We start from the raw sequence: 12,826 nt of genomic DNA, 5'->3' as shown, positions 1-12,826 counted from the left end.
CAACTTTACGGGGTCAGTTCATGGGAGCGGAGCCTTTTTCGTTGACGCCAATGCTGGAGGTCAGAGGCTGGTCAACCGGGAATGGGGCCATTGGCGGGCAGGACGAGCGACCTGAGCACCTGCACGCCGATGTCCTCGATGCCGACATTGGTGTTGGACAGGATGACGACGCCGACCTTCGTTCGGGGGTGGAAGGCGATGAACGAGCTGAAGCCGCCGGTGCCGCCATTGTGCCAGATGACCTCGCCGGTGGCGTTCGTGGTCACGACCCAGCCAAGGGCGGTGGCTCCGCCGTCGGTGATCTGTCTGCGTGTCGCGAGCGTTGTGGCAAGCGTCTTGGAAAGCCGCACGGCCCGGGGTGTCTGGCGCTGGCCAAGCGCCATTTCGAGGAAGACCAGAAGGTCGTTGACCGACGAGCGCAGCGCGCCCGCGCCGGCGAGCGTGGGGAGGTCCCAGTTGGGAACGCCGGCCAGCGCGCTGTCATGTCCGCGCGCCATGCGTTTCGCGAGGTCGTGGGTGAGCGTGATTGCGGTGCTGGACATTCCGAGCGGGTCGGTGATGCGCTGCCTCACAAGCGTTGCGTAGTCGACGCCGGCGCGGCGGGCGAGCGCATGGCCGAGCAGGCCGAAGCCGAGATTGGAATATTCGTACTCGACGCCGATCCTGCGCGGCAGGATGTAGCCCGACAGGAAGGCGTAGAGTTGTTGGGTGGTATAGTCGGCATAAGGATTGGCCTCATCGGCTGGCGCCAGATTGTCGGGCAGCCGCGGCAGCCCCGACATGTGGGTGGCAAGGTCGGTGAACGAGATCGTCTTGCCGTCGCGTCCGGGCATTGTGACGTCTTCGGGCAGGTATCTGGCAACAGGGTCGTTCAGGGCAACTTCGCCACGCTCGGCCATGTCGGCAAGCAGCATGGCGGTGAACACCTTGGTGATGGATCCGATCTCGAACAGCGTGTCGCCATCGACGGGACGTGGATCGGCGATGCCGAACCTGCCATGCGACACCACGCTGCGGCCCTTGGGGCTGACGATGCCGACGACGATGCCGACGCCTTGCTTGTGTTCGTCGATACGCTCGGCAAGCAGCGCGCGAACCTTGGCGCCTGCCGGGATGCTGCCAGCGGCATTCGCCGTCGAGGTGACCAAGGGGCGCTCGATCAGGCGGTCGAGATAGAGCAGGCCGCTCGAAAAGGCGGCGATCGTCAGGATCGCGGCGGTGGCTGTCATTACGCCCTGGAGCGCCGTCTTCTTCTTGGCTGGGCCAGTCATTTGCACATGTCTCGTAAATCATCCGGGACCGCTTGGTGGCTGGTCCGGGTTGCGAGAGCATTGCGTGTGGCGGACCGTCTCGCGGAGACGGTCCGGAACGCGCCAAAAGTCGAGCCGGCTTATGTGCTGGTGATGAATTTCAGGATGCCGGCAATGCCCGAGCCCGTGGTGCCGTCCTTGCGGTCGGACGGATGGTTGATGCCGTCCATGACCGGGACCTCGATGAAGTCGAACGGGCTGATGCCCTGAAGGACAGCGGCATTGACGCCAAACTGGTTGGGGTTCGAACGGCGCTGGTGATGGGTGTAGATGCCGCATTTCGAGCAGAAGTAGTGCTTCGCCGCCCGGGTGTTGAATTCGTAGGTGGTCAGAGCTTCCTGGCCGGCCAGGACATCGACGCCGCCGAGATCGGCCGACAGTGCAACCGCGCCTCGCATCCGGCAATAGGAGCAGGTGCAGCGCCGAGCGCTGCGCAGGCCGTCCGACAGCCTGACGCGCAGGCACACCGTGCCGCAATGGCATGCGCCGTCGATTTCTCGGATATCCATGTCCATGTGCAGTCACCTCTTCCGCCTCGTATCCCGAACCTAGCGGCATGCAGGATGGTTGGGTATGGCTGCGGGGCACAAAAGAAAAGTCCCGGCGCGTTGCCGGGACAGTTTGGGAGGGGCGGGGAGGGAAACTGCGGTTGTCAGCCGCCGGAGCTGCGGTCGTGTGTGCCATAGGATTCGCTGCGTTCGACGCTGCGGTAGTAGTCGACAAGCAGCTTGCCGCGCTCGGGCTTGAAGCCGCGGCCGGCAGAAGTGACCGCCGAGATGCGGTCGATGCGGAAGGCGCGGAAGTCGTTGCGCATCTCGCACCAGGCGATCAGCGTCCAGACCTTGCCCCAGAACCATAGGCCGAGCGGGCGGACCTCGCGGGCAGAGCCGCGGCCGGCTTCGTCATTGTAGTCGAGCTTGAGCACCTGGCGCTTTTCGACGGCGCGCTCGATCAGGTCGATCGCCTCGCGGTCGGCGTCTGACACCACCCACATCGGCGTGTGGATCTCGGTGCGGGCGATGCGGTCCTTTTCCGAGTCGGGCAGGACCGCGCCGATCTTGACCAGCGCTTCGTCGGCGGCACGCGCCATGGCGGCGCCACCAAAGGCGCGGACCATGCGGGCGCCGGCAACCAATGCTACGATTTCGTCCCGTGTGAACATCAGCGGCGGAAGGTCGAAACCCTCCCTCATCATATAGCCCACCCCGGCCTCGCCATCGATCGGCACACCCGTCGATTGCAGGTCGGCGATGTCGCGATAGATCGTGCGCTCGGAAACCTCGAGCCACGCGCCCAGCTTGTGCGCGGTCACCAGGCGGCCGCCGCGGAGATGCTGTACGATCTGGAACAGCCTGTCGGCGCGTCTCATCGATTACCCCTCAAGTCTCGCGCTGTTCTTGGCCAAGTGGGGGCGCCTGGCGTCGATGACAATGCGCGTCGTCAAAATCTCAGTCCGGAATGTCGCCAAGCGCCTGGCACAGGGCGACCGATATGCGAACCGTTCATCCTATCATCGCACAAGGCTCCTGACAGCGTATTGTCAGGAGCCGTCACCATGTCCGTGCGCTGCCCCGGCATGCTCGCGGGCAAACATGGCGCGCATCTCGCCGATCTGGCCGACGAGTTCGGGGTAGAGCATCTCGAGGAAGGCGGCGGCGAAGGTGCCGGGCGCGGAGCCGGGGGCGGAGACAATGTTGCTGTCGGCGACGGCGTGCGGCACGTCCTGGTAGCCCTGAGCGCCGGCGTAGGCAGGCTCATGCCCGAGGATCCAGTCGCGGCCGTTGCTGGTGTGGGAGACACCGTCGAACAGGCCGGCACGGGCGAGCGCAAGGGTGCCGGCGCAGATGCCGCCGACGACGCCGCCGCGCCCGGCGACAGCCTTCAGCAGTGGCGAGACATCAGGCGCTTCCTTCGACGCCCAGCGATCCGAGCCGATGACGGCGACAGCGTCGAGATCCATGTTTTCCGCGGGGTTGGCGCCGCGTGTCGGCGACAGGCTGAAGCCGGCGATCGAGGTCAGCGGTGCCTCGTGCGGCGAAATCGCGATCGCGCGCGCGCCGAACCACTCGGCCGCCGAAGCGGCCAGAAGGCCATACTCCCAGTCGGCATAACCTTCGATGAACAGGACACCGATCGTCTTGGCTGTGGTCATGGGCGTGTCCCCTCTGTCGGGTGTGTCAATTGCGGTCGGTACGGCGGGCGTCGAAACGGTCGGGCCAGCCGATATCCTTGCGGATGCTTGTCGGCAGAGAATTCATGAGGCGCTCGGTGCGGATCTCATTGTGCATGGTCCTGACCTTGCCAGCATAATGCCTGATGGTGCGAAAGATGACAGGCGTAAACGTGTTCATGGCGGGTCCTCCTTATCTTGTACGGGAGGAGTATCGCACACCCCTCCTGACAGCAGTCTGTCAGGAGCACGCGGTCGTCCGCGACTATGTTTCCGTCAGGCTTTGGCAGCAACCGTGCCGTTGAGCGCGAGGCGCCCGCCATCGGCGAAAATCGTCTGCCCGGTGATGTAGGAAGCATCGTCGGAAGCGAGGAAAGCGGCGATGGAAGCGATCTCTTCAGGTTCGCCGATGCGGCCGAGCGGGGTGCGCGACAGGATGCGGGCCTTGGCCACCGGATCGGCCTTGGCACGGGCCAGCATGTCGGTCGAGATCGAGCCGGGGCCGATGGCGTTGACGCGGATGCCATAGGGCGCGAGGCCGAGCGCCATCACCGTCGTCAGCTGGCCGACACCGCCCTTGGACACGGCATAGGGCACCTGGTCGGGATGGGCGACGACCGAATTGATCGACGACATGTTGATGATCGTGCCCGCGGGCCCGCCTGCCTTGACCCTGTCGGCCATGATGCGGGCGACGGCCTGGCCGGCTAGAAAAGCACCCTTGAGATTGACCCTCAGCACGCGGTCGAAATCGTCTTCGGCAAGGTCGAGGAAACTGGCCTGGTGGTCGATGCCGGCATTGTTGACCAGCACGTCGATGTCGCCGAAGGCGTCGATGGTCGAAGCGACGAGATTGTGGACGTCGAGGCGCTTGCCGACATCGGCGCGAACGAACCGCGCCTCGCCGAGCTTTTCCAGATCGCGCTCTGCGGCATTGCCCTCTTCCTGGTCGATGTCGGCGATGACGACACGCGCGCCCTCGCGCAGGAAGCGCTCGGCGATGGCATGGCCGATGCCCCTGGCGCCGCCGGTGATGATCGCCGTCTTGCCGTCGAGCTTCATTGTCCGCTCCTGCCCTTGTCGCCGGAAAGGCGAATCCAGTGGCGGACACTGGCGGGAAGGCCGGGCGCGGTCAACGGGGATGGGTGACGACCGCCGTCCTGCTCAGCCGCCCGATGCGGCGATGAAGACCGCCAACTGAGCGTCGAAGGCGCGCTCGTATGCGGGGCGGGCCTGGCCGCGGGCGACATAGGCGGCGAGGTTTGGATAATCCTCGACGATGCCGTCCCCCTCCAGCCGGCGCAGCACCATGACCATCATGAGGTCGCCGGCGCTGAACGCGCCGTCGAGCCACTCGGCTTCGCCAAGCCTGTCGGAAAGCTGGTCCATCCGGACACGGATGCGATCCTTGAGCATGGGGATGCGTTCTTCGAGCCAGGGCTTGTCGCCTTCCAGGAAAGGCGCCTGTTCGAGCTCGACGATCGGTGGCTCGACAGTGTTCAGCGCGGCGAACATCCAGGTGATGGCGCGCGCCCGGGCGTTGGCTTCGCTGGGCAGCAGCCCGGCATGGCGCTCGGCGATGTGGAAGATGATCGAGCCCGACTCGAACAGGACGAGGTCGCCTTCCTCATATGTCGGGATCTGCCCGAAGGGATGACGCGCCAGATGCGCCGGCTGCTTCATCGCCTTGAACGACACCAGACGGACGTCGTAAGGCTGGCCCACCTCCTCGAGCGCCCAGCGCACGCGCATGTCGCGCGCCAGGCCCATGCCCTGGTCGGGCGAGGCCTCAAAAGCGGTGATGGTGGGGATCATCGGCAGGCTCCGGGTTGGTGCATATCCTTGCTTGGTGCCTCCAGAGGACGAATGGCAGGCAGGGTTTCCGACAGGCGCCCGAAATTTCTTCGACAGGCGTGGCAAGTTTCACAATGAAATCAGTAATGTATTTCCCGTATTCCGTTTCGACCATCCAGCACGGCTAGTCAGCCAACACCAAAGGCGCCCTTGTGACCGATGACAGGCCTGCCGCTCTGCCAAGCGGTGAAGGCGCCAAGGAGTTCGATGCCGCTGCGTGGGTGGGTGAGCCGGACAACCGAACCAACGATGAATTCATGGTGGCACGCGCCAAAGTCACGTTCTGGATGTTTGTTCTTATGACATGTGGGTTGGCTATTTACGTCACTGCACGGCTGGCCCTTCGAATTGTAGAGCTTCTGTACCAAGCTTGACAAAAGCCAGCCTCCAAGCTGTCGATTGGCAGGCCACGCAATCTTGCCAGTGGGCTGGACAATGGCCGCCGCGCCCCTATGTCGGAAGGGCGGGAAGGTTACGCCGAACTGGCCACATGCGAGAGGAGCGCACAATGCCAACTGCCAAGAACACGATCTGCCTGTGGTACGACAAGGATGCGGAGGCCGCGGCCCGATTCTACGCTACCGTGTTTCCCGACAGCAAGGTTACGGCCGTGCATCGCGCGCCGGGCGACTATCCCTCGGGCAAGGAGGGCGACGTGCTGACGGTCGAATTCACCGTCGCCGGCATTCCCTGCATCGGCCTCAATGGCGGCCCTGTCTTTACCCACGACGAGGCTTTCTCGTTCCAGATCGCCACCGACGACCAGGAAGAGACCGACCGCTACTGGAACGCCATCGTCGGCAATGGCGGCCAGGAAAGTGCCTGCGGCTGGTGCAAGGACAAATGGGGCCTCAACTGGCAGATCACGCCGCGCGTGCTGACCGATGCCATGGCCGCCGGCGGCGCTGAAGCCAAGCGCGCCTTCGCGGCGATGATGGACATGAAGAAGATCGACGTCGCCGCGATAGAGGCGGCGCGGCGGGGGTGATGCTGACGCAGTAGGGTTTGTCCAACCGGCAAGGCAGGTTAGCAAAGGTCCTTTTCCAGCCGGACGGCTGATGCCAGATCCGTCTGCACGGATGCGGCAAAGCGGAAGCCTGATGTCTCGTAGAACGGGCGCGCCCGTTCGCCGGCCGCGACCTCGAGCGTTTGCGCGCCGAGCGTTTTGGCGCGTCTTTCGGCTTCGGCGACAAGCCGGGTGCCGATGCCCTTGCGCCATGCTTCCGGTGCGATGAAGAGATCCTCCAGCTCGGCCCGAGCGGCGTCGTCGCCCGGAAGAACCGTCACGAAACCGACGATCTCCCCGGCCAGTTCGGCGATGGCGACATACGGCAGGTGCGCAGCCGGAACCTCCCTTGCCCCCGGCATCGCAAGCAGCGCCTCGACATGGTCTCCCCAGGCCAGCGAAGAGCGCAGCTTGAGCGCGCCGAGGGCATCCCTGTCTTCGACGCGAGCGGGTCGAATACTGACGGTCGGTCCAAATCCCTCGGCCGGTGACATCATTCGAGCACCAGTTGGACGTCGTCCTCGGCCTCGTCTCCATCCGGGCCATGGCACCGAATGATCTCGACCAGCCAGTCGAAGACTGTCGGGCCAATGCCGGCACGGGCATCGGCAAGCTTTTGCTTGACGTTGACCCTATTGGCTGGATGGCACTGTGCGAGCTGGAGCTCCAACTGGCGGGCCGTCTCCGGGTGCCCGAGGTTTAGCCTCGATTTCTCGGAATGCCTCCACCTCAGCGCAATCCGCTCAGGCGTCCCGAAGCCGCCTTTCAGGATGTCGTTGAACGCGTCGAGATTGCGGCCCCAGCGATGGCCGGGGATCAGCACACGGCTGATCTCGTCGTAGAATTCTTCCAGCGAGCCGATGCGGGAGCCGTCGATCGTGTATTCGGTGGTCACGCGGCTACCTCGAACTGTAGAGCGGTTATCGAATGGCCGACGCGGTCGATATGCTTGCTGACATGCAAGTTCCGGAGTTCGCAATGGCGGTTGAACGATCGAAACACTGGTTGATTGCGAGCGATGTCGCTGACCGGGACGGCATTGGCGTCGAACTTTACGTCAATGGCAATCTTGTAGTTGAGATTTTCCGCGACGACACCAAGAAAACACGTGAGGTAACACTCTACGAGAAAGATGTTCCCTTGGAATATGTTGAGGAAGCCATATCAAAGTTCAAGACAGAAACTCCATGGGAATTCCTGGATTGATGCAGCAGGTCGAGCAGGGCGTGTCTTTGCGTGCAAGCCTCACATCTTCTCGCCAGGCAAGGCACTTGCCTGCCTGACCCAGTCGGAGAACTGGGCTTCGTCGAAGCGTCTGTCCTCGTAGATGTCGAGATAACGCACGTCGGCCTGCTTGGAGGCGCCCGGCGGCAGCGGCACAAGCTGCGCGCCCTTGAAGAAGGCGACCTTGACGTATTTGCTCATGCAGTGGAAGCCGAGGAACCAGACGTCCTTCTCCATGCCGTAGAAGGGCGAGTTCCACTTCACCGCCTTGACCACGTCGGGGACCACTGCGGTGACGAGGGCGTCGATGCGGCGGCCGACATCCTGTTTCCAGCCGGGCATGGCGTCGATGTAGGACTGGAGGACGGCGTCGCCATAACCCTTCGCGATCTGTGGATTGCCGCCCGACAACAGCTTGGGTGCCGCGTCCCTGGCCATCAGGCATGGCCCTTTGCCGCCGGCAGCGTGTCCTGTCGACCGCTGAAATAGGGCGCGAAGAACATGTAGATGCCGGTCGGGATCAGCACGAAGAGCGGCGGCAGCGGCAGGTAGTAGTACCAATCGGGCAGGGTGGTGACGGCCATGCCGACAAAGATCGAGGCGACGACCAGGCTGAAGAGGAGCGAGGTCCAGCGATGGATGATGCGGATCACTGAGTTCATTTGCATTACTCCCTGAAATCGACGTCTGCTCAGTCGAGCTTCGAGACGACGTTGCCCAACTGGTCGAAGAAGCGCGGCCAGCCGACTGATGCACCCTGGAAGTAGGATTTCTGGGCGGTGGTGAAGCCGCGCTGCTCCATGCGCAGGCTGGTGCCCGCCGCGGTCGGCGCAAGCGTCCATGTGACGATGCTCCTGAGGTCCTTGGTGTCCCAGCGATAGGACAAAGCGCGGTGCTCCTCGACCGTCTCGACCTCGCAATCGACCTGGCCCCAGTCGGCGGACAGTGTGAAGCGGCGGCCGGCGACAGGGATGAAGTCGTTGTTCATCAGCCATTCGGCGATGAGGTGCGGCTGGGTCAGCGCGCGCCAGAGCTTTTCCGGCGGATAGGGGAAATCGCGTTCGACCACGACCGAGCGCGTGGTTTCCATCGTTTCGGTCATTGGTCCATCCTCTTGAGTAAATTGTCGAGATCGTCGAAGCGGTCGTTCCAGAAGCCGGACATTTCGGACGTCCAGTCGATCAGCGTCCGCAGCGCATCGCGCTCGACGCTGTAATAGGTGTAGCGGCCCTGCTGCCGGTCGCGCACAAGTCCGGCCGTCTTCAGGATCTTCAGATGCTTGGAGACCACCGGCTGAGAGACACCGGCCTCGCCCAGCAGGCCGACAACGGTGGTATCGCCATTGCGGCAGAGACGCTCGAACAGCCCGCGGCGTGTCGGATCGGAAAGCGCGCGAAAGATCGCGTCCTGGGGTTCGGTCATGAGTCATACCCAAATGGCTATGAGTTAATGCATAGCCATTTGGGTATGGGATTGTCAATATGGGATAGAAATGTCATGCCGCCGCCCATGTCGGCGGCGGCGATCTGCGTCGGAATAGGCTGGCCCCTGAGCCAGATCAGCCTTGTGGTGACGCGGTCTCGACGTCTTCGATGTCGTAGGCCTCGACAAGCTCGGGCTCGGCCTCGGCATAGACGGCGGTGGGCGTGACGAGGTCTTTCAGGCTGCCGCCCGAACCATCCATGCCGGCGGCGGCCAGGAGCGCGTCGACAAGCGGCTTGTTGCCGGTGAATCGCAGCAGCTGGTCTGCGAGGTCGCCGGCGCCGGAGCGGTTGGCGCCGTCGCTGCCGGAGCGACCGGCGGAGAAGCCCTGAGTGTCGAACACGCGGATGCTCTCGATGCGGCTGGCCGGCTCCATCAGTGCCTTCAGCGCCTCCGGCAGCATGCTGATGCGAGCCTGCGTCAGCTCGAACTGGATCATCTTGTCGGACAGCGTGTTGGAGGCTTCGTTGCGCGCCCGGATGGTCTGGGCGTGGGCTTCGCCCTCGACCTGGATGCCTTCGGCGCGCACCTTCATCGCCTCGGCACTGGCGCGGGCCTCGACGAGGGTCGCCTCGGCCCGGTCCTCGGCCGCGGCCTTCTCGGCGGTGGCGCTGACGGTGACGGTGATGGCTTCGGATTCGGCCGCTTCCTGTGCCTGCAAGATGGCGATCTGGCGGTTACGGTCGGCGATTTCGCGCTCGCGCGCCGTCTGCACCTTTTCGTGGGCGGCGACGCTGAGCGCCTCGGCCTCGCGGGCCTTGGCCTCGGCGCGCAAGGTCTCCTCGCTCTTCTTGGCAATGGCCACCGCCATGGTCTGGCGGCTCAGCTCGACGTCGCGCTCGGAGTTGATGCGGGCCTCTTCCTTGGCCTTGCTGGCCGCTGCCGAACGCTCGGCGATCTCGCGCTCGCGCTCGATCTGGGCGCTCTGCTCGGCAAGCTTGGCGTCTTCCTCGGCCTTGGCCTTTTCGGCGCGGGTCAGCGCCTCCTTGTTGGCGACGTCGCGCTGCTGGTCGAGGCGGGCCTCTTCTTCCTGGCGCTTGAGCGCGAAGCGCTGCTTGGCGGCGGTCATGTCCTGCTCGGCGATCGCCACTTCGGTCTGGCGGGTGATTTCGTTGCGCTCCTTGCGGCGCTGCTCGGTAATGATGGTGAGCTTGGCCAGGCCGACGGCGTCGAACGCGTTGGTTTCGTTGAAGAACTCCTTCGGCGTCTGGTCGAGGCCGGTGAGGCTGACTGATTCCAGCTCGAGGCCGTTGGAGCGCAAGTCGGTCTCGACAGCGTCCTGCACTGCCTTGACGAAGTCGGAGCGGCTCTCGTGCAACTGGTCGAGCGTGTTGCGGGCCGCCACCGAGCGCAGCGCATCGACCAGCTTCGCTTCGACCAGGTCCTGGATTGCCTTGGGGTCGTTGACCCGGTCACCCAGCGTCTGGGCGGCCAGGCCGATGCCGTCGTCGGTGCCGTCGACGCGGACGTAGAACTCGGCGCGGATGTCGACGCGCATGCGGTCGGCAGTGATGAAGGCGTCCTCGCGGCGGCGATCGACCACCAGCTTGACGGTGTTGAGCTTGACCCGCGCCAGCGCATGGACGACCGGCAGGATGAGCGCGCCGCCGTCCTTGACGACGCGGCGGCCGCCGACGCCGGTGCGGACGAAGGCCTCATCGCGCTCGGCGCGGTGGTAGAGCCGGCCGAAGGTGAAGCCGATGGCGGCGACGACGACCGCTGTTATGGCGGCCCAGATCAGGAATTCCTGGATAGCTTCCAAAGTCCGCTCCTATTGTAATGTGCAGCCGGCGGCTTTGCCGGCCAGGAAAACCAGTCCTTCAGGCGATCTCAGTCGCTGGTGAAGGGGATAACAAGGAAGATGCGGTCGCTGCCGGGTGCCGCCGAAACCACGACGACCTCGGCACCCTTCTGGATGATGCTGCCCTGGTCTGCGGGGCGCGCCTTGATCGTGTGAAGGTCGCCATGTTCGTCGCGCACGCGGATCGCGCCGGGAACGCCGTCATCGAGCGGGCCGAGTGTGACGACGCCACGCCGGCCGATCATGTGTTCGCGTGTCACCGCGTAGCTTTCGTCGCGTGGCAGCACCTTGGCGATGCCGTTGCCGACGAGCTTGGTGACGGTGACACTGGCCGGGACGGCAACCACCAAGTAAGCCCAGGCCGGCAGGCCAGGGATCGTGCCGTCGACCAGCATGCCGGTTGCGCCGAAGGTGGTGAGCAGCAGCATGCCGAGGATCGAGAATGGCACGCGACCGAAATTCAGCCAGTCGAACAGCTCGCCGATGCTGGTGCCGTCGATCATGTCGGCCACGGAATCGCCGAGCGATACACTGCCGGCGAAGTAGACGACGATCTGCAACGCACCGAGGCAGAGCCCGGCGAGCAGAGGATAGAGATAAAGCGCTGAGGCGGACGTGAAGTCCTGGAGCATCGCTTATTCCTTGTCCTTGATCTGGTCACGCAGGGCGGCGAGCCTCTCGTCGATCCGGCGGTCGCGCCCGAATGCCTCCAGCTCGGCTAGGTCGTCGCTGCGGGACGCGCCTGCGGGCAGTTCGGTCAGGCGGCCGACGGCGCTGAGGGCTGCGGCGATCCTGTCCTCCGGCGACGGATGCCGGATGCCGGCGGGTGTCGGCTGGCCCTGCGCCCGATGCTGGTTGGCGCGGCGTGCGATCTTGACCCGTTCCTCGGCATCGCGGCGCGCGGCGGCGGCGGCATTGAGAGCGGCGCGTGAATCGGCGATGCGGATGTCGACGTCGTCGATCAGCTTGTCGATCGAGGCAACCTGGGCGTTGATGTCGTCCTGCCGGCCAACGCCCGCGCGCGCCAAGTCTTCGCGGCCGGAACGCAGAGCTACCAGAATATTGGCCTCCAGCGCCGTGTGCTCCTCAAGTAGATCGTCGCGCTGCATGGCGTAACGCTTGCGTTCGGCGATGAGGGCGGCCAGACCCGACTTCAGCTCGTCGGCAGCCTTGTCGATCTCGCGGATGGCCTGTTCGGCGACGGCCTCAGGTGCCTTTTGCTCCAGGCTTTCGATCACGGTGGTGACGAGGCCTGCCGCGAGGCGGGAAACCCGGCCGGAAATGGACTCGGTCTGCATGGCGTCGATCTCCTTGTTTTGCATTTCTCGGGAAAGAGGCACGGATAGCGAATAGGTCCCATCCTGTCGGATGAGGTGAGAAAGCGAAATCTTTTCAGGAATGTCGCTGTATCCTGTGACCAGGAAGCCGGCGAGCACGCGGCCGTGGAGGCTGGCCAGCGAGAGGGTGTCGACGCCCTTGAACGACATCAGCTTTTCGTCGAGCGGCAGCCTGTCGGCCGACCACGATCCGGCTGCGTATTCGCGGATACCGTTGGTCACCAGACGGGCCGGCAGACCGGTCTGCAATCTGATCTGCTCGTAAGCGAGGCGCTGCAGCTCGAAGGTATCGGCGCGGTTTGACGGCGTGTGGGCGTCCAAGATGTCGCGAATACCGGCATAGGCGCGAAATGTGTCCGCAAGATCATTGCGGCCGCTTTCATCTAGGATAAGCTTGTAGTTCGCAGACTTCATGCTTGCCTCCTTACTTCAATCACTTAGGAGGTGATTTCGTCATTGTCAAGAAAATCACCAAATCGGTGATTGAGGAATTTTTCGTCGGGCTCCGTCAGGTTGTGCTCGTGGCTCGCCGGCCGTTTCGGCTGGCTGGCGCCCTGTCCGCACTGCCGCGCAAATATGGACTGCGTCCCGGCGTGGCCGGCATCGCCAAGGCCCTGGCCGACCAGATGGTCCATTTCGCCG

At 64.2% G+C, this 12,826-nt stretch carries 20 protein-coding genes; 3 read left to right on the top strand and 17 right to left on the bottom strand.

Going from position 1 to position 12,826, the window contains the following annotated elements:
• Positions 1 to 71: 71 nt before the first annotated feature.
• The 7 genes from Amn_RS24560 to Amn_RS24530 form a co-directional block, all read right to left on the bottom strand.
• Entirely contained in the window at positions 72 to 1,271 is a 1,200-nt protein-coding gene (locus Amn_RS24560) for a serine hydrolase domain-containing protein (protein WP_182573749.1), read from the bottom strand.
• A gap of 119 nt (positions 1,272 to 1,390) precedes the next feature.
• Complete coding sequence (locus tag Amn_RS24555) at positions 1,391 to 1,825, bottom strand: GFA family protein (protein WP_286292838.1); 435 nt, start codon at positions 1,823 to 1,825, stop codon at positions 1,391 to 1,393.
• Positions 1,826 to 1,962: 137 nt separating this feature from the next.
• The gene (locus Amn_RS24550; RefSeq protein WP_067957091.1) at positions 1,963 to 2,679 is read right to left on the bottom strand and encodes a helix-turn-helix transcriptional regulator; all 717 of its coding nucleotides are present in this window, start codon (positions 2,677 to 2,679) and stop codon (positions 1,963 to 1,965) included.
• 171 nt (positions 2,680 to 2,850) lie between these two features.
• On the bottom strand, positions 2,851 to 3,462 hold the full coding sequence (locus tag Amn_RS24545) for a DJ-1/PfpI family protein (RefSeq protein WP_182573751.1): 612 nt from the start codon (positions 3,460 to 3,462) through the stop codon (positions 2,851 to 2,853).
• Positions 3,463 to 3,487: 25 nt separating this feature from the next.
• Positions 3,488 to 3,661 (bottom strand): hypothetical protein, encoded by a 174-nt coding sequence (locus Amn_RS24540; protein ID WP_182573752.1) that lies wholly within the window; start codon positions 3,659 to 3,661, stop codon positions 3,488 to 3,490.
• Positions 3,662 to 3,756: 95 nt separating this feature from the next.
• On the bottom strand, positions 3,757 to 4,542 hold the full coding sequence (locus Amn_RS24535) for an SDR family NAD(P)-dependent oxidoreductase (protein WP_067957096.1): 786 nt from the start codon (positions 4,540 to 4,542) through the stop codon (positions 3,757 to 3,759).
• 102 nt (positions 4,543 to 4,644) lie between these two features.
• Complete coding sequence (locus tag Amn_RS24530) at positions 4,645 to 5,295, bottom strand: glutathione S-transferase family protein (RefSeq protein ID WP_182573754.1); 651 nt, start codon at positions 5,293 to 5,295, stop codon at positions 4,645 to 4,647.
• A 191-nt stretch (positions 5,296 to 5,486) separates the two neighbouring features.
• Between Amn_RS24530 and Amn_RS24525 the strand changes: the two genes are divergently transcribed.
• Both Amn_RS24525 and Amn_RS24520 read left to right on the top strand, forming a co-directional pair.
• On the top strand, positions 5,487 to 5,708 hold the full coding sequence (locus Amn_RS24525; RefSeq protein WP_067957102.1) for a hypothetical protein: 222 nt from the start codon (positions 5,487 to 5,489) through the stop codon (positions 5,706 to 5,708).
• Between the two features lie 134 nt (positions 5,709 to 5,842).
• A complete protein-coding gene (locus Amn_RS24520; RefSeq protein WP_067957106.1) occupies positions 5,843 to 6,322 on the top strand; it encodes a VOC family protein in 480 nt (159 codons plus the stop codon).
• 38 nt (positions 6,323 to 6,360) lie between these two features.
• On the opposite strand, the gene Amn_RS24515 is transcribed toward Amn_RS24520, so the two are convergent.
• Positions 6,361 to 6,837 carry a GNAT family N-acetyltransferase gene (locus Amn_RS24515; protein WP_182573756.1) on the bottom strand — a complete coding sequence of 159 codons (477 nt, stop codon included), beginning with the start codon at positions 6,835 to 6,837 and terminating at the stop codon, positions 6,361 to 6,363.
• Positions 6,834 to 7,235 carry a barstar family protein gene (locus Amn_RS24510; protein ID WP_182573757.1) on the bottom strand — a complete coding sequence of 134 codons (402 nt, stop codon included), beginning with the start codon at positions 7,233 to 7,235 and terminating at the stop codon, positions 6,834 to 6,836. The genes Amn_RS24515 and Amn_RS24510 overlap by 4 nt, the downstream gene beginning before the upstream one ends.
• Before the next feature lie 32 nt (positions 7,236 to 7,267).
• Between Amn_RS24510 and Amn_RS24505 the strand changes: the two genes are divergently transcribed.
• Entirely contained in the window at positions 7,268 to 7,546 is a 279-nt protein-coding gene (locus Amn_RS24505; protein ID WP_208993685.1) for a hypothetical protein, read from the top strand.
• 39 nt (positions 7,547 to 7,585) lie between these two features.
• On the opposite strand, the gene Amn_RS24500 is transcribed toward Amn_RS24505, so the two are convergent.
• The 8 genes from Amn_RS24500 to Amn_RS24465 form a co-directional block, all read right to left on the bottom strand.
• Positions 7,586 to 8,002: a DUF1801 domain-containing protein gene (locus Amn_RS24500; RefSeq protein WP_182573758.1), complete on the bottom strand. Its 417-nt coding sequence runs from the start codon at positions 8,000 to 8,002 to the stop codon at positions 7,586 to 7,588.
• Positions 8,002 to 8,226: a hypothetical protein gene (locus tag Amn_RS24495; RefSeq protein WP_246340613.1), complete on the bottom strand. Its 225-nt coding sequence runs from the start codon at positions 8,224 to 8,226 to the stop codon at positions 8,002 to 8,004. The genes Amn_RS24500 and Amn_RS24495 overlap by 1 nt, the downstream gene beginning before the upstream one ends.
• Before the next feature lie 29 nt (positions 8,227 to 8,255).
• The gene (locus Amn_RS24490; RefSeq protein ID WP_182573760.1) at positions 8,256 to 8,666 is read right to left on the bottom strand and encodes an SRPBCC family protein; all 411 of its coding nucleotides are present in this window, start codon (positions 8,664 to 8,666) and stop codon (positions 8,256 to 8,258) included.
• Complete coding sequence (locus tag Amn_RS24485) at positions 8,663 to 8,986, bottom strand: ArsR/SmtB family transcription factor (protein ID WP_154385710.1); 324 nt, start codon at positions 8,984 to 8,986, stop codon at positions 8,663 to 8,665. The genes Amn_RS24490 and Amn_RS24485 overlap by 4 nt, the downstream gene beginning before the upstream one ends.
• A gap of 136 nt (positions 8,987 to 9,122) precedes the next feature.
• Complete coding sequence (locus Amn_RS24480) at positions 9,123 to 10,808, bottom strand: flotillin family protein (protein WP_182573761.1); 1,686 nt, start codon at positions 10,806 to 10,808, stop codon at positions 9,123 to 9,125.
• 68 nt (positions 10,809 to 10,876) lie between these two features.
• Positions 10,877 to 11,479 (bottom strand): OB-fold-containig protein, encoded by a 603-nt coding sequence (locus Amn_RS24475; protein ID WP_182573762.1) that lies wholly within the window; start codon positions 11,477 to 11,479, stop codon positions 10,877 to 10,879.
• A 3-nt stretch (positions 11,480 to 11,482) separates the two neighbouring features.
• The gene (locus Amn_RS24470) at positions 11,483 to 12,598 is read right to left on the bottom strand and encodes a PspA/IM30 family protein (RefSeq protein WP_182573763.1); all 1,116 of its coding nucleotides are present in this window, start codon (positions 12,596 to 12,598) and stop codon (positions 11,483 to 11,485) included.
• 23 nt (positions 12,599 to 12,621) lie between these two features.
• Positions 12,622 to 12,819 carry a hypothetical protein gene (locus tag Amn_RS24465; protein WP_182573764.1) on the bottom strand — a complete coding sequence of 66 codons (198 nt, stop codon included), beginning with the start codon at positions 12,817 to 12,819 and terminating at the stop codon, positions 12,622 to 12,624.
• Between the last annotated feature and the right edge of the window lie 7 nt (positions 12,820 to 12,826).

The organism is Aminobacter sp. Y103A (assembly GCF_030294925.1).
Lineage (GTDB): Bacteria > Pseudomonadota > Alphaproteobacteria > Rhizobiales > Rhizobiaceae > Aminobacter > Aminobacter ciceronei.
The sequence above is the reverse complement of the archived record's forward strand: the minus strand, read 5'-3'. Positions and strand labels throughout refer to the sequence as shown.

What these genes read in the sequence shown, in the direction of transcription:
- Amn_RS24545 (WP_182573751.1), bottom strand. Translation starts at nt 3,462, where the DNA reads ATGACCACAGCCAAGACGATCGGTGTCCTGTTCATCGAAGGTTATGCC.
- Amn_RS24535 (WP_067957096.1), bottom strand. Translation starts at nt 4,542, where the DNA reads ATGAAGCTCGACGGCAAGACGGCGATCATCACCGGCGGCGCCAGGGGC.
- Amn_RS24475 (WP_182573762.1), bottom strand. Translation starts at nt 11,479, where the DNA reads ATGCTCCAGGACTTCACGTCCGCCTCAGCGCTTTATCTCTATCCTCTG.
- Amn_RS24470 (WP_182573763.1), bottom strand. Translation starts at nt 12,598, where the DNA reads ATGAAGTCTGCGAACTACAAGCTTATCCTAGATGAAAGCGGCCGCAAT.
- Amn_RS24560 (WP_182573749.1), bottom strand. Translation starts at nt 1,271, where the DNA reads ATGACTGGCCCAGCCAAGAAGAAGACGGCGCTCCAGGGCGTAATGACA.
- Amn_RS24505 (WP_208993685.1), top strand. Translation starts at nt 7,268, where the DNA reads ATGGCCGACGCGGTCGATATGCTTGCTGACATGCAAGTTCCGGAGTTC.
- Amn_RS24530 (WP_182573754.1), bottom strand. Translation starts at nt 5,295, where the DNA reads ATGATCCCCACCATCACCGCTTTTGAGGCCTCGCCCGACCAGGGCATG.
- Amn_RS24515 (WP_182573756.1), bottom strand. Translation starts at nt 6,837, where the DNA reads ATGATGTCACCGGCCGAGGGATTTGGACCGACCGTCAGTATTCGACCC.
- Amn_RS24485 (WP_154385710.1), bottom strand. Translation starts at nt 8,986, where the DNA reads ATGACCGAACCCCAGGACGCGATCTTTCGCGCGCTTTCCGATCCGACA.
- Amn_RS24555 (WP_286292838.1), bottom strand. Translation starts at nt 1,825, where the DNA reads ATGGACATGGATATCCGAGAAATCGACGGCGCATGCCATTGCGGCACG.
- Amn_RS24540 (WP_182573752.1), bottom strand. Translation starts at nt 3,661, where the DNA reads ATGAACACGTTTACGCCTGTCATCTTTCGCACCATCAGGCATTATGCT.
- Amn_RS24520 (WP_067957106.1), top strand. Translation starts at nt 5,843, where the DNA reads ATGCCAACTGCCAAGAACACGATCTGCCTGTGGTACGACAAGGATGCG.
- Amn_RS24550 (WP_067957091.1), bottom strand. Translation starts at nt 2,679, where the DNA reads ATGAGACGCGCCGACAGGCTGTTCCAGATCGTACAGCATCTCCGCGGC.
- Amn_RS24495 (WP_246340613.1), bottom strand. Translation starts at nt 8,226, where the DNA reads ATGAACTCAGTGATCCGCATCATCCATCGCTGGACCTCGCTCCTCTTC.
- Amn_RS24490 (WP_182573760.1), bottom strand. Translation starts at nt 8,666, where the DNA reads ATGACCGAAACGATGGAAACCACGCGCTCGGTCGTGGTCGAACGCGAT.
- Amn_RS24465 (WP_182573764.1), bottom strand. Translation starts at nt 12,819, where the DNA reads ATGGACCATCTGGTCGGCCAGGGCCTTGGCGATGCCGGCCACGCCGGG.
- Amn_RS24500 (WP_182573758.1), bottom strand. Translation starts at nt 8,002, where the DNA reads ATGGCCAGGGACGCGGCACCCAAGCTGTTGTCGGGCGGCAATCCACAG.